Below are 14,040 nucleotides of genomic sequence, written 5' to 3'. Positions count from 1 at the left end.
AAAGGAACTGATGTTCTCAAATTACTGACTTATTATAACATGCCAAGTCAAGAGAAGTCATTTTAAGCCGACTGGCGTTGGGTTGATTTTTTTTGAAAACAAAAAAAGTCTGCAGCACAAGTTTTTCTTGCACTGCAGATTAGTAATTTTTCAGCTTACATATGTTGACTGATTAATTCTTTTAATTGGTCTTTGCTATGAACACCAATTACTTTATCTACAACTTCGCCGTCTTTTTTCAACAGTAAAGTTGGGATGCTCATGATTCCGAATGATGCTGGTGTTTCCGGATTTTCATCCACATCCATTTTCACCACTCTGAATTCTGATTCGTCGTATTCTTCTTCCAATTGATCTAAGATTGGTGCTTGCATGCGACAAGGTCCACACCAAGTAGCCCAAAAGTCAACTAAAACCAAACCTTGTTCTGTTTCAGTATTAAATGTTTTATCTGTTACAACTTGTGCCATTTGACATACCTCCTAGTTTTTCACTGCCATTATTATAGCACCGTCATTTTTCGATGCCTAATAATCTGCTTACTCTTAATAAGTGTTCTATTTAAACTTCACAATTGTAGCGCCATTGCCCCCTTGATTATTCGGCGCAAATTCGAAGCTTGCAACACTTCGATGATTTTTTAAATAATCGGTAATCCCTTGTCGCAGAGCGCCGGTACCTTTGCCGTGAACAATCGTCACCTGCGGATAGCCGGCTAAAATTGCGGCGTCTAAATATTGATCGACTTCTGCCAGCGCTTCTTCATAGCGCTGGCCCCGTAAGTCTAATTGATTGGCGACATGGCTCGCTTGGCTAGAACGCACTGTATTGACCACCCGTTGCACCGGTTCTTTCATCGGTGCTACAACAGTCATATCACTTTCCGGCACCGTCATTTTTAAAATGCCGATTTGAACCTGCCAGCTATCTCCTTCTTTTTTAATTAGCGTGCCCCGCTGACCATAAGTATTGACCATGACTTCGTCGCCAGCTTTCATGCGTTTTTGTTCCTTAGCTTTTTTCAAAACTTTATTCTTTTGCAAGTGGTCTTCCTCTTGCCGCAGACCAGCAAGCTGCGTGCGGGCATCAATTAATTGATGCTCTTTGACGCCACTGTTGCCCCCCGCTAATTGCATTTTACGAATGTCAGAGATGACCTTCTCGGCTTTTTCTTGTGCATCTTCGACAATTTTATTGGCATCTTTACGGGCCTTCGCCAATTCTTTTTCCCGTTCTTCATAGAAATAACTATAGGCATCTTCCAATTGCTTGTGGAGTTTTTCAGCCTCATCCATATGATAGCGGACTTCTAAATATTCGGTCTCTGCCATTTTGCGGCGATTTTCTAAGTCGGCAATCATTTCATTTAAATCTTGGCTTTCATCATCCATAATTTGTTTGGCTGAATCAATCACCGTTGGAGCAAGACCTAGCCGCCGAGAAATTTCAAAGGCATTACTGCGCCCAGGTACCCCGATTAATAAACGATAGGTCGGACTTAAAGTATCGACATCAAATTCCATGCTAGCATTGATTGTGCCGGGACGATTGTAGCCGTAAATTTTTAACTCAGGATAATGAGTTGTCGCCATCACATAAGCTGATTTGGCTCCGAGAAAATCGAGGATTGCAATTGCGAGAGCGGCCCCCTCCTGCGGATCGGTTCCCGCACCTAGTTCATCAAAGAGCACCAAACTTTTTTCGTCGACTTTATCTAAAATGCTAACAATGTTTGTCATATGAGATGAAAATGTCGACAGGCTTTGTTCAATCGACTGTTCGTCACCGATGTCGGCATAGACCTCATCAAAAATCCCCATCGTGCTTTCTTCACCCGCCGGAATAGCTAAACCGGCTTGGCCCATTAGTTGCAGCAGACCTAAAGTTTTCAGTGTGATGGTTTTCCCCCCAGTATTAGGACCTGTGATAACCACCGCCTGATAATCTCGGCCAATTGCAATATCATTGGGTACGACTTTTTCCGGATCAATCAAAGGATGCCGAGCTTGGCGAAAATCTACCTGATTGTCTTCAGTGATTTCAGGAACAATCGCTTTGATTTCTTTTCCGTAACGAGCTTTAGCGTTGATAAAATCAAATTGGCCAATCACATAAGCATTTTGTAAAATATCTCGGCGATAAGGAACTAGCTCTGCGGATAATTCTGATAAAATTCGTTCGATTTCTGTGCGCTCAGCAATTTGATGCTGCCGCAGGCGATTATTTAATTCGACAATTTGTTTGGGCTCAATAAATAAAGTTTGTCCTGACGAACTTTGGTCGTGGACAACGCCGCCAAAAATATTGCGGTATTCGGCTTTCACTGGAATCACATAACGGTCATTACGCATCGTTACCAAAGCGTCACTAAGATATTTGGCATTTTTTCCACGAACAATACTATCCAGATTTTCCCGAACACTTTGTTCGCTGCGACGGATGCTTTGGCGAATGCTCCGTAGCTCTGGCGAAGCCTCGTCTGTCACACGGCCGTCTTCATCAATCGCCTCTTTTAAACGACGGGTTAGAGCAGGAATCGTTACTAATTGCTCATTCCAATGATACAGGCGGGCAAATTCAATTTCACTATCCGCTAAATCACCGAAAAATTTGCTTACCTCATTGGTGGTACTTAAGACACGAGCCACTTCAGCTAATTCGATACCGTTTAGATTAGCGCCGATTTCGATTCGTTTCATATGAGGCCGAATACTTTTCAATTTCGGCACGGGAATGCCGCCCCGCAGTCGTTGAACCTTTAAACCGTCTTCGGTTTCATCTAAGGCGGTTTGAATCCGTTGGCGGTCATTGATTGGCACTAATTTTTCCAGCTCTTCCATTCCTTGGTCAGTTGCCAAGTAATTTTCAAGGGCTTTTTTTACTTTATTAAATTCTAAGGTCGTTAAAATTCGTTGATTCATATTTTCACCTTCTCAACTCAATTTTTGAGTTTATTTACTCCGCTAAAAAAGTTGCAACATAAGCCGTTTCCAGAAGAGGTGCTCGCCTTTGACGGCGAATTTTTCTGTCTGTCCTTATGTCACAACCTTGATGAACTGTGAACAAAAGCTGACTACTTCTGTCACAAGTATGTTAATTTACTCGACTCGTTTAATCAGCCGATAATTTGAGTCACCCACAAATTTTCCATCATATTGGAAAGAATTGGCGTGTTGGTGACAATGCTGCGGGCGACTTCAGATCTTTCAAATTGATTTTGCACAGCCTCCATTGGCACGTAGCTGGCAATCGTTAAAATCAGAAAAACTCCGACATAGACCACAATAAAACTGAGAACGCCCCCTGCCACCCAATCAAATTGTTTTAAAATTGGAATGTAGGTCAATTTTTTAAAGAAAATTGCGACAAAGCGAGTTGCCAACCAGCCAATAAAGGTGATAATTAAAAAAGCTGTGGCGGCATAAAACGCTTGATCTAAGTTTAAGGAAATCTGCTGGTCGAAAAAGACCATCGTTGCATTTTCCGTGACTGCTGGATAAGGAATTAATAATTCCAAAGAGGGTGCCAAGTCTTGATAGTAAGTCCGGGCGATAATAAAGGTGGCAAAATAGCCGACCGTATATACTAGTTGCATTGCCAGTCCCCGCCGTGCGCCGGAATAAAAGGCAATCCCTAATAACAAAAGAATCCCAAGGGTTAGCATAATGTGTCCTTTCGTTAACTCTGTGTCTTTTCTTTGATTTGTTGCTTGCGATTTTCATTTAAAATCTGCTGGGCCTCCACATGATTGTGGACTTCTACATCACTGCGCCCTTGCTTTTTTAAAACATCACGGGCTTCTTGTTCCAAAGCCTCCATCCGCTTCATTCGATTTTCTAATTCCACCATGCGAATTTGCCGCTGCTTTAATTCGGCGATTTCTTTTTCCAAATGTAAAATCCGCGTTTGCTTCGTCAATTGATCAGAGACTGCATTAATTGCTAAGAGGACAGCCCCTTCCTCCTTGGTGACGCTGGGAGAAATTTGACGAATTTCTTTTAATTGGTCATTCACGAGCTGATTGACCAAATCCATGTGCTGTTTATTCTTTGAACCAATTATGGTATAAGTCTTGCCGTCGATGACCGCTTTGTAGCGATTTTTTTCTAAGGCCACTTCAATCATTTCCTTCCTAAATCAACCTTTAGCTTCCATTTTAGCAGAAGTCCGTTGGGAATGCTAAATTAATCAGAATTCCTTTCAAAAAAGTTGTTCCTATTATATGATAAATATCAGAAAAAAGAAACGAGGATTCTTCATGGCAACCATCGTCTTAAAACCTGATACCAATACTTATCAAAAAATCTTATCCTATTATCAAGGATTTGCTGAAAAAAAACAAGTTCCCCACGCCCAGCTCTTCGCTAAAAAAGGTACAACTGCCGTGACCATTTATAATTCCGGCAAAGTTATGTTCCAAGGGCCGGCTGCGGAAAAAGAAGCCCAGCAATGGGACAGTTCACCACAAGCAAGCAACGCCAGCGGAACAGCAACTGCTGCGAAAAAAAAATCGGCGGCAGCAAAGCCCGGCTTACCGGCTGGATTTAGTCAGCTGTCAGTCATCGGCAGTGATGAAGTCGGCAACGGCAGTTACTTCGGTCCATTAGTTGTCTGTGCGGCCTATGCGCCTAAAGAAAAATTGGCCGAATTAAAAGCGCTGGGGGTCCGTGATTCAAAGGAGCTAACCGATTTGCAGATTAAGCAAATTGCCAGCCAGTTAGAAGGCTTGATTGACTATCAGCTGCTCGTTGTGACACCGGAAAAATACAATGCCGTACAGCCAAAATACAATGCTGTCCACATGAAAGTAGTTTTGCATAATCAAGCAATCAGTTTGCTCTTAGCAAAAATTGCGCCAACTAAACCTGACGCTATTTTAATTGACCAGTTTACTCCGGAGGGCAATTACCGCAAATATCTTGCCGCAGAAAAAAATCAGGTCAGCGAAAAAATTTACTTCATCACTAAAGGCGAACAATATCACTTAGCCGTTGCCGCCGCTTCGATTCTCTGTCGTGCCAGTTTTTTAAATGAACTGGCAGAAGAATCAGCAGAAGTCGGTTTGCAATTGCCCTCTGGTGCTGGAGCTAAATCAGATCAAGTTGCCAGCCGCATTTTAAAAAAAGGCGGCCTAGAATTACTAGGGAAATACGCTAAATTGCATTTTGCCAATACGCAAAAAGCCCAAAACTCATTAAAATAAAAAACAAATGGGACTGTGACAGCACTTATTATCGTTACTAACAAAATAATTTTAACTTCACTGTTCGCTATTTAGTACAGCGAATAGCAGATGAAATTTCAATTATTTTGTCAACGGCTGATAAGTTTTTGTCACAGACCCATTAATTATGCTGGTTTAGTTTCGCTATCTTCCTTAACTCGAGGCTCACCAAAAATAACCATGGCGGAAACACTCAACTCGCGAAAAGCACTTTCTTGATATTGAATATCATACACCTCAGCATCGTGGTCGATGACATAAGCTATATATTCATTTACTTGCCGTTCAACTTCTTGATGGGGATTTTCATAGGTTAATGTATTGGCACTAAAAACTTTCACTTTGCGAATCATTTCGCACCTCCTCAACATACTTCCTTACTACTATACAACAGCCTTAAAAGGAAAAAAGAAAATTTTTCTTAACTTTGACTTTTCTTAACGATTCCCTAAAATGTAATCGCTATACTGGCCTTACCAAGCTTGAAAGGGGATTTTTTAAATGAAAAAGTTAGCCGCTGCAAATCTGAGCTTTACCATTTTAGCTAGTCTCAGCTTCTTTTATCTAATTCAAATCGACAATGCTTCCCGTCTACCGGAAAATCTGTATACCGATTATCACATGCGCCAACTGCCATTTATTTACTTGCTGATTTTCGCTTTAGGCGCTTTATTTATCAGCAACCTCATCATAATTTTAAAAAAGAATAACTCGACTTTTAACCAATCAAGCGATGCTCGCCCCCTGCCACCAGAATTGCCTGTTGATCAGTAAACGGCAGCAGTGGGATTTTAGTTTGATACTCGTCGATGATCTCTTGAATCAAGGTGCCAAAATAGCGATTGCCAACATGGGGCAACGGATAAACTGTAATTTCCCCTAGCCCCTGATAACCTTTGATTAGTGGCGCTTGGCTGGGGTCATCCATTTTGTCAATATAATCAATGGATGGTGCAGCTAAAATCGAGCCCGCTGATTCACCGATGTAAAGTTTTCCTTTCGCAATTTCTGCTGTCAAAACCGGCAGTAAGTTTTTTTGCTGAAGGGCCTGCAATAAAAAGTAAGTATTGCCGCCAGAAATAAAAATCAGCTGATTTCTAGCTAAGACCTCCTGAGCTTTCTCTGTCGAAGCAGTGCTAATTTCTAACTCCTCAACAACTAAGCCTAAGTCTTTAAATAGTTGCCGTGTTTCATCCAAAAACGGCAGACTATCCTCCACCAGACTGGCTGTTGGAATAAAGGTCACCCGTTGTCCTTTTAAGTCGTTTCCTGCAAAATCAGCCAAATACTGATAACTATCCAAAAATGAAGATGCTAAAAATAATTTTTTCATAGAAACTATCTCCTATCACGCCTCGCTCGTCAATTTGCCGTATTTTTTTTCTAAGGCGGCCAAAACTTGCTTGGTCTTTTTTTGATTGCCGCTGTAAATAAAGCTCACTTGATTTTTTGTGGATAATTGAAAATCATATTTGTCAAAACCGGTGATGTCTCCTAGCTGCTCCAAAGGAATTTGATAAGTCGCTACATAAGCTATTAAAGTTTTTTCAAAGTGTTCCCGCCGTGTGATGTCTTGGTAAATCGAATAAAAAACACCTAGAATTAAGATGATGCCAAAGCCTCGCACCCACCAGCTACCATGAATAAATCGCTCTCCCAAAATAAAAATCCCAAAGAAGAGGGCAATTATCCCACCAAAAATTAAGGCTTTGTATTTACGCATTATTTCTTTCATCAGTTAAACCTCACTTGTTTTTGCTCGTCGCTATCGCGAATTTTTCTGCTCATGTCCGTGGCAGTCTTGTTTTTTATTATACAGTTTAGCAGAAACATTTGAAAACTTTTAGAAGGAAAAGGATTTACTCTCAGAGCTGTACCAAAGCAAAGTCCTGATAGTAAATCCATTTTAGTATTCAAATTGATAATTTAACTGCCCGGGTTGCAGCAAAGCATTTAATATATTTGTCTAATGGGCGACTGCCGCCAAAATCATCCTCATAAAAATCCGTCAGTACAAAACCGGCTGCCAATTGCCCTTGAATCTGGTCCTCCAAAGTATGGGCGAACTCGATGGTCTGTCCACTAGCTAAATAGTCTGTCCTCTGATTTTCAGGTAACCAATCTAATGAGTTGCCAGGAATCACATTTTTCACAACTAACTCGCCTTTTTCTTCGGCCACTTCATCGAAAATATACAACAGCGGATTCGTGAACCCTGCAATTAAAATGCCCTGTGTTTTCAACACACGGGCAATTTCCTGCCAGACAATTTTTATATCTGCCACAAATAAGTTAGCAACCGGATGAACGACGATATCAAAGCTTTCATCGGCAAACTGCGACAAATCCGTCATACTACCTTGTACTATTTCAAAAGAAAGCCGGTCTCGCTTTGCAACAAATCGGTCTTGCTCTAATTGTTTTTCTGAAATATCAACGACTGTTACCTCAGCGCCGGCCGCTGCCAAAATCGGTGCTTGCTGACCGCCGCCAGAAGCTAGACAAAGAATTTTTTTATTGAATAATTCTGGCGGAAACCATTCCCGAGGAACTGGTTTTCCAGCGGTAACGCCAATTTGCCACTCTCCTTTGCGGGCCTTTGCTACCTCTTCAGCACTAACTGCTAAAGTATAGACAGATTGGTCACTCACTTTTTGATCCCAAGCTTGGCTGTTATGTTGATTAATATCCATATCTTCTCCTTTATTCCGTACTAAATTTTTTAAAACTACTTCAGCTTAATTTATCTGTAAAACAGTCTGCACCTGTTGGCGAATTTCTGCTAAACGCCATTGGTAAAAGTCTGGATGGTCTTTAAACCATTTAATATTCAACGGGGATGGATGCGGCAAAATTATCGCTGGCCGTCCATTAATTTCTTGGTTTTCAAACACTAGGCGTGAAAAATCGGCCTTTGGGAAAAAATAATTGGCAGCTTTGCCACCGACTAAAATCATGAGTTGATAATCCACTGCTTCTAGAATAGGAGTCAACCAAGTTTTTCCACAGATGGCTGGCGGCTGTTTATCACCGCCGCTTTTATTTTTTCCCGGAAAGCAAAGACCGACTGCAGCAAAGCAAAAATTAGTCTCTAAATTGAACTCTTCCTTAGAAATTTGATACCATTCCTGTCGTAATTTACGGCCACTGGCATCTGTGAAGGGCATTTTGGTTTCACCCACCGTTTTAGAAGGAGCCTGACTAATATGAACAATTTTCGACTGTTGGTCTCCCCGAAAAACGGGCGCAGGGTCTAAGCGCCCCTCACAGATGCGACAATTGGCAATCTGTTGAGCCAGAATTTCAAAATTTTCTTTTTTATTTGTCATACTGCGGTCCTTCTTCAATTCGCTGAGCGTAGCTCTGAGAATTTTTTTGATAACGTCGTTTTTGATTGATAGCAAGCTTTCGTTCCAGTTCATAGCCTAAATCGACCTTCAAAATTTCAGCCAAGCCTAAAAGATAAATCGCCACATCCGCCAACTCCTCCCCCACCTTTTGACCCTTTTTATAGGCATCAAAAGCCTCTGCAACTTCGCCGTATAAAAACAAAAATTCTTTTTCAATATTGGTGACATTAAATTGATGCTCGATTTTATTTTGATAAACGATTTTTTGGTAGTCTCTTAATTCTGTCATAGACTTCTCCTATCAAGCAGATTTGTCCTCTTTATTTTACCAAAGAAAGCTCTTTTTAGTTAATTTTCAAAATAAAATCATTTTCAAACTCTTGAATAACAAAAATACCCGCATAATACACTGCGGGTTTAGAAACTCTCGCAGATTTACTTTTGTGATTTACAGAACCTAAAAGCAAATTTTGTATTATTCGGGTATTTGATTTATAAATTATTATTAAAAGTTTTAACTTTGTTTCACTATGCTGACTTCACCCTTGGCATTCTCGCCAATGACCGAGACGCGGTACTTGCCAGATTTTGAGATTTCTACGGGGAAGGATTCGCTGGTGGTGAGAAATTTTTCCCGCAGCATTTTATGTCCACCGGGTTCCTCCAGATGAATTTCCAATTGTCCGCAATTATTCTCCACAGAAACATCAACAATGTCCCCAGCTTCTAATTCCAGTTCATTAGATAGCGTTGTGTTTAAAACAGAATAAGAGGTTATAAATTGATCTTCATTTCCTGTGGAACTACCGTTAAAAGTTTTCGGTGCCAGACAGCCGCTTAAGCTCAACAAACCAACCATTATTACTGCAACTAACCCTTTTTTCATTTCCCTTCCCCTCCTTTTGATTTCCTAATAACACTAGTGTATCAAAAAGAAAGACTTTCTTTATCGGGCTTTGGTCGCAAATTTAAGCTGTTTCAATGCAAAATATAGTCAAAAATAAAAATTATTTGCAAAATAGTATTTAATTCTCGACAGCAATCCAGACCTCTTGATGACCTTCCTGCAAATAACATTCAAGGGCTGGTAAATCCGCCAGCCGATAACCGGAATTTGGCAGCCATTCCCGATAAAATTGCTGGTAAACATCTTGAACAGCTCCAGGCAATTCCCCATTCGCCTCGATGACCACCCACTTGGCTTTCCCTAAGGATATTTCAGTCATGCCCTCAGGAGCAGAAACATCCCGACACTCTGGGACATCCACATGATTGGTCACCCCGATAAAATATTTCATGTTTTCTGAATCTCCCCATTGACCACCAATGGCAACACCCAAAAAACCAGCAGGCCGGTAATCGGTCTGTTGAAAAAGTTTGGTCAACTCATTGATGCGACCATTTTCCCAGACAGATGTCCAAATTTTAGGAACCTCTGCAAAAACAGTTTCCGTTGTGACAGGATAGCTATAGCCGGCAACCTTAAAGGCCGGCCACTCTTCAATTTGATAGCGCATTTGTTTTTCTCCTTTAATTGTTAATTGAAAGGAAAGTTTGGGACAAGACTTCAGTTGAACTGGTTGCTTGCGCACTTGCGAGGGCAAGACACCATGAAAAGCTTTAAAAGCTCGACTAAAAGCATCTTGGGAACCATAGCCATACTTTACAGCTACATCTAGCAGACGCTCTTCATTTCTTAAAATCTCAAAGGCCGCCAAAGTCAGCCTGTGCCCGCGAATATATTCAGACAGGGACTGATTGGCCATATAAGAAAACAGCCGCTGAAAATTATAGCTGGAGCAGTGGACAATCTCAGCAATTTTTTCTTGAGAAATTTCCCCAGTCAAATTTTCTTCAATATAATCCAAAGCCTGATTCAATTGTCTCATCCAATCCATAGCATTTCCTCCTTACTTACAATATAAAACAGCCAACTTTTTTTAAGCCGACTTTTTGTGTCGGAAACTGTCGGATAATCAGTTCACATTTTCATTATACAAAAAAACAGTTTAATCCGTAGAGAGTTGGAGGAAAATAAACTTGTCTCTATCAAAAAGCTTCCTTGATAATCCCTTTGACATCCTCACTTACTTTTTTGTAACTACCTGATAAAAAAGTGCCTACTGTTGTTTTTCTTTTTTTCACTGTATGATGAAGGTACAAAAAATGACAGCCCACTGGCAGTCACAAAAGGAGTCGACCCATGTCAAAATTATTATCTCCGGTTACCCTTAAAAATTTAAAACTGGCTAACCGTGTCGTGATGTCCCCCATGTGTATGTATGAGGTCAAAAAAGAAGACGGCATCTTAACCCCTTTTCATTTTGCCCATTACGGTGCACGAGCTCTATCAAAGGTCGGTTTAATTATCATTGAATCCACTGGTATCTTGCCAGATGGCCGCATCAGTAAAAATGATTTAGGCCTTTGGAATGAAGCGCAACAAGCAGAACTAACCCGCTTAGTTGAGATTTTACATTCCTTCGGTACCAAAGTCGGCATTCAACTAAATCACGCCGGCCGTAAAGCAGAGGATGCCATTAAAACGGTGGCGCCAAGTCCATTGCGTTTTAATCAAGAGTACCCCGAACCTGCCGCATTAAGTCATGAGGAAATAAAAGCCATTCAGCAAGCATTTGTTGCCGCAGTGAAACTCAGTGTTGCTGCCAATCTTGATATGATTGAACTTCATGGTGCCCATGGTTATCTGATTAGCCAATTTTTATCAAACTTAACCAACCAACGGACCGACAAATATGGCGGCAATCTAGAAAATCGCTACCGCTTTTTAGGCGAAACTGTTACAGAAATTCGTCAATTCTACAACGGGCCATTGTGGGTCAGACTGTCTCTTTCTGATTATGATGAAACGGGTGTTCAAAACTCAATTGATGAATGGCTACAAATTGGTCAGTGGCTAGAAGCTGCTGGTGTTGATTGTTTAGATATTTCCACTGGCGGGTTGATTGATAAAAAACCTAATATCCCCATTTCTGATGGGTATCAAGTTCCTTACACAACCGTTATGAAACAAAACGTGACAATTCCTGTCACCGCTGTTGGCCACTTGGATAATGCTGGTCTGTGTGAATATATTTTGCAAAATAATCAAGCAGATTTAGTGTTGCAGGGCCGCGCGCTAATTCGTAATGTAAATTGGCTGGCCGATGCCGCAGTTCAGCTGCGGGATACCAACTTTCAAGTCTATAACAATTCATATTTGCGAGGACAAAGAAAAAGCGGTAATTAAAAGAATTTTTTTGTGTAGGAGATAGTGGCTAAATTTTTAAACTTGTAAATCTGAAAAGTTAGTTTTCAAATGAACCTCAGTATTTCAATAATATTAAAATCAAAAAAGCCAAAACCCTAAATATTAGCGGTTTTGGCTTTTAGATTGTTAGTTCTTATCTTTCAATCATAAATATTTTTACTATCTGTCTGCATTCTTTAGTGCAAAATAAACGATTCTTATTTTAATACTTTTGGATGGCAGCATTCAGATTTTAATTGATTCTTATTTGGTTTCCTTGTTCAACGACTTCCCAATTAGCTCCACCATCAGTTGATTGATAAATCCAACTATCCATCTGGTTTCCTTCAAAATCCCCAGTCTTAGTAAAATTAAAAACTGCTCTATAAGTCGTGGAATTTATCTGGACAACTTCATTTGGTAAATCAAAAATATTTAAACCACCTTTTGCATAGCCATCTGGTGGCGAAATAACGGCTTGGTCATAATTTAAACCTCCATCCGTTGTGTAATACACATCATCTCTGGTACTGACAAAACCAATTTGACTAGATAGAAAACTGACATTTTGAATTGGCCGGTCAAAATTTGCGCTAACGCCCGCTTGCCAGGTTTGCCCATAATCATTGGTAAAAAAGAAAAATAAATCTTCCGCCGAAACAGAAGGATCTTCTAATGAGTAGGCCACGTAGCCGCGACCTGCACCAGCTTGTCCTGGATTAAAAAAGTTTGCCTTACGATAGCGTAGACGTTCTGCAAGCAAATTAGAAACCACACTAGTTTGCCACGTCTGACCATTATCCATTGAGTGTAGGAAATACAAATTAAGATTGTCTGGAGAATACACATACCAGCTAAAATCAGCCCCAACTTGAAATGTTTTATCCAACCAATAACCTAACGGCGGCTCTCCATCTGTTGTTGTGTAATGCCCTGCCCGCAGCCAATCTACTCGAATCGGTACGAATTGCCAAGATGTGCCACCATCAGTTGTTTGATATAGTTCATCGCTTTGGCTAATATCTAGTTGAAATAATTCGCCACCAGTGATTGTAGGGGGATTACCAACTTGAGAAATCAATCCACCAGTTTCCACAGCTTCTGGCATGTTAGAAGAAGTTGTAAATTCCGTTGGATAATCAGTATTTTCTGTGGTTTCTGTTATGGAGATAGGGTCATGACGCAAACCATAATAAATCATACCAATTAAAATAACTCCAGCCACGACTGATAGCCCACCAAAAAATTTCCAATTTCGGTTGCCTTTCAAGTTATGCTCATCATAGACAGGTAACGTTTCTGTCGGTAAGATAAACAACTGACTATAACTAGTTCCAGCTATCCCTTCTCTTTTTCCTAAATAAACTTCATACTCACCAATAGTGACCGGAATCTTTTGTTTTGGTTTTTTTTTGATTTTGATTCGCTGATTAGGACCTTCATCTTTAGCCAAATAAAAATAATCTAACCCATAATAAACCAATGGGTAGGCAACAATTGTGTCAGCCTGCTCCTCTAACCAATGACTAAAGTGTTTCTTTAATTGCCAAGTATCACGCAGATTGCTTATCGTGAAAAATAGTAAAATAATTCCAATCACAGCACCAAGACCTAATGAAAAATAATAGAGATATTCTAGGCGAATACTATACAGCCAATTTCGGGTACGTTGACTTAATTCAAAATAGACGAGCGTACTGATGCCCCAAAATAAACTAATTGTAGCTAGGAAACCTGCCAACAGCACAAAAAAAGTTTTGCGTTTATTTTCTCGATCACTAGCCACGACAAGGGATTGTGCCGAAAGCATTTCAATAATAAAGAGTTCCTTATCCATCTTGATCCATCCATTTCCGAGCACATTTATTATCAGGGTACCAAATAATTATTAGGAAAGATTTAAGTATTTTTTCAAATTTTTTATAAGATTGTGACAGTTCTTATAGAAAGCTAATTGTTGCCAGTCTATTTACAATTTTTTTAGAAAAAAGTATTTCGTTAATTTTAAACATCAAATCCATTTCAATTTAACTCATAGATAAGGCGAAACTTACTAAGTTAAGCAGCATTAACTCATTCGCCAATGCATTTTTAGTTTGATAGAATGGCTTTTCATTACATTTGAACTACCTCTGCCAATAACAAGATTCAATCAACATGTAAGTGTTAAATCAAATGATATAATAGCATTCAAAAAAAGAAAAAGGCTAAACCCT

At 40.1% G+C, this 14,040-nt stretch carries 16 protein-coding genes; 3 read left to right on the top strand and 13 right to left on the bottom strand.

Annotated features, from left to right (window positions below; genetic code table 11):
* Window positions 1-155 precede the first annotated feature (155 nt).
* The 4 genes from trxA to ORH16_RS11520 form a co-directional block, all read right to left on the bottom strand.
* A complete protein-coding gene (gene trxA, locus ORH16_RS11535) occupies window positions 156-470 on the bottom strand; it encodes a thioredoxin (RefSeq protein WP_265458990.1) in 315 nt (104 codons plus the stop codon).
* Window positions 471-557: 87 nt separating this feature from the next.
* Window positions 558-2,921, bottom strand: coding sequence for an endonuclease MutS2 (locus tag ORH16_RS11530; protein ID WP_265458989.1), 2,364 nt, complete (start codon window positions 2,919-2,921; stop codon window positions 558-560).
* Window positions 2,922-3,115: 194 nt separating this feature from the next.
* Complete coding sequence (locus ORH16_RS11525) at window positions 3,116-3,664, bottom strand: CvpA family protein (RefSeq protein WP_265458988.1); 549 nt, start codon at window positions 3,662-3,664, stop codon at window positions 3,116-3,118.
* A 14-nt stretch (window positions 3,665-3,678) separates the two neighbouring features.
* Window positions 3,679-4,116, bottom strand: coding sequence for a cell division protein ZapA (locus tag ORH16_RS11520; RefSeq protein WP_265459229.1), 438 nt, complete (start codon window positions 4,114-4,116; stop codon window positions 3,679-3,681).
* Window positions 4,117-4,258: 142 nt separating this feature from the next.
* On the opposite strand from ORH16_RS11520, the gene rnhC reads away from it, so the two are divergent.
* Window positions 4,259-5,203, top strand: coding sequence for a ribonuclease HIII (gene rnhC, locus ORH16_RS11515; protein ID WP_265458987.1), 945 nt, complete (start codon window positions 4,259-4,261; stop codon window positions 5,201-5,203).
* A gap of 146 nt (window positions 5,204-5,349) precedes the next feature.
* Here rnhC and ORH16_RS11510 read toward each other — a convergent pair whose 3' ends face one another.
* Entirely contained in the window at window positions 5,350-5,577 is a 228-nt protein-coding gene (locus ORH16_RS11510) for a hypothetical protein (RefSeq protein ID WP_265458986.1), read from the bottom strand.
* Window positions 5,578-5,725: 148 nt separating this feature from the next.
* On the opposite strand from ORH16_RS11510, the gene ORH16_RS11505 reads away from it, so the two are divergent.
* Window positions 5,726-5,998 carry a hypothetical protein gene (locus ORH16_RS11505; protein WP_265458985.1) on the top strand — a complete coding sequence of 91 codons (273 nt, stop codon included), beginning with the start codon at window positions 5,726-5,728 and terminating at the stop codon, window positions 5,996-5,998.
* Here ORH16_RS11505 and ORH16_RS11500 read toward each other — a convergent pair.
* The 7 genes from ORH16_RS11500 to ORH16_RS11470 form a co-directional block, all read right to left on the bottom strand.
* A complete protein-coding gene (locus tag ORH16_RS11500) occupies window positions 5,943-6,557 on the bottom strand; it encodes a Type 1 glutamine amidotransferase-like domain-containing protein (RefSeq protein ID WP_265458984.1) in 615 nt (204 codons plus the stop codon). The genes ORH16_RS11505 and ORH16_RS11500 overlap by 56 nt on opposite strands.
* A 15-nt stretch (window positions 6,558-6,572) precedes the next feature.
* Complete coding sequence (locus ORH16_RS11495) at window positions 6,573-6,959, bottom strand: hypothetical protein (protein ID WP_265458983.1); 387 nt, start codon at window positions 6,957-6,959, stop codon at window positions 6,573-6,575.
* Between the two features lie 178 nt (window positions 6,960-7,137).
* A complete protein-coding gene (locus tag ORH16_RS11490; RefSeq protein WP_265458982.1) occupies window positions 7,138-7,917 on the bottom strand; it encodes a class I SAM-dependent methyltransferase in 780 nt (259 codons plus the stop codon).
* Window positions 7,918-7,962: 45 nt separating this feature from the next.
* A complete protein-coding gene (locus ORH16_RS11485) occupies window positions 7,963-8,553 on the bottom strand; it encodes a uracil-DNA glycosylase family protein (RefSeq protein WP_265458981.1) in 591 nt (196 codons plus the stop codon).
* Window positions 8,543-8,863: a hypothetical protein gene (locus ORH16_RS11480; RefSeq protein WP_265458980.1), complete on the bottom strand. Its 321-nt coding sequence runs from the start codon at window positions 8,861-8,863 to the stop codon at window positions 8,543-8,545. Before ORH16_RS11480 ends, ORH16_RS11485 begins: the two co-directional genes overlap by 11 nt.
* A 225-nt stretch (window positions 8,864-9,088) precedes the next feature.
* On the bottom strand, window positions 9,089-9,460 hold the full coding sequence (locus ORH16_RS11475) for a hypothetical protein (protein ID WP_265458979.1): 372 nt from the start codon (window positions 9,458-9,460) through the stop codon (window positions 9,089-9,091).
* Between the two features lie 139 nt (window positions 9,461-9,599).
* Window positions 9,600-10,472, bottom strand: a complete 873-nt coding sequence (locus ORH16_RS11470) for an AraC family transcriptional regulator (protein ID WP_265458978.1) — start codon at window positions 10,470-10,472, stop codon at window positions 9,600-9,602.
* 305 nt (window positions 10,473-10,777) lie between these two features.
* Here ORH16_RS11470 and ORH16_RS11465 point away from each other — a divergent pair, with 305 nt between their 5' ends.
* Entirely contained in the window at window positions 10,778-11,824 is a 1,047-nt protein-coding gene (locus tag ORH16_RS11465) for an NADH:flavin oxidoreductase/NADH oxidase (protein ID WP_265458977.1), read from the top strand.
* Window positions 11,825-12,077: 253 nt separating this feature from the next.
* Here ORH16_RS11465 and ORH16_RS11460 read toward each other — a convergent pair whose 3' ends face one another.
* The gene (locus ORH16_RS11460; protein ID WP_265458976.1) at window positions 12,078-13,661 is read right to left on the bottom strand and encodes a WD40/YVTN/BNR-like repeat-containing protein; all 1,584 of its coding nucleotides are present in this window, start codon (window positions 13,659-13,661) and stop codon (window positions 12,078-12,080) included.
* Between the last annotated feature and the right edge of the window lie 379 nt (window positions 13,662-14,040).

Origin of the sequence: Enterococcus sp. HY326, from assembly GCF_026157065.1 — a bacterium.
Taxonomy (GTDB): Bacteria; Bacillota; Bacilli; order Lactobacillales; family Enterococcaceae; genus HY326.
The sequence above is the reverse complement of the archived record's forward strand: the minus strand, read 5'-3'. Positions and strand labels throughout refer to the sequence as shown.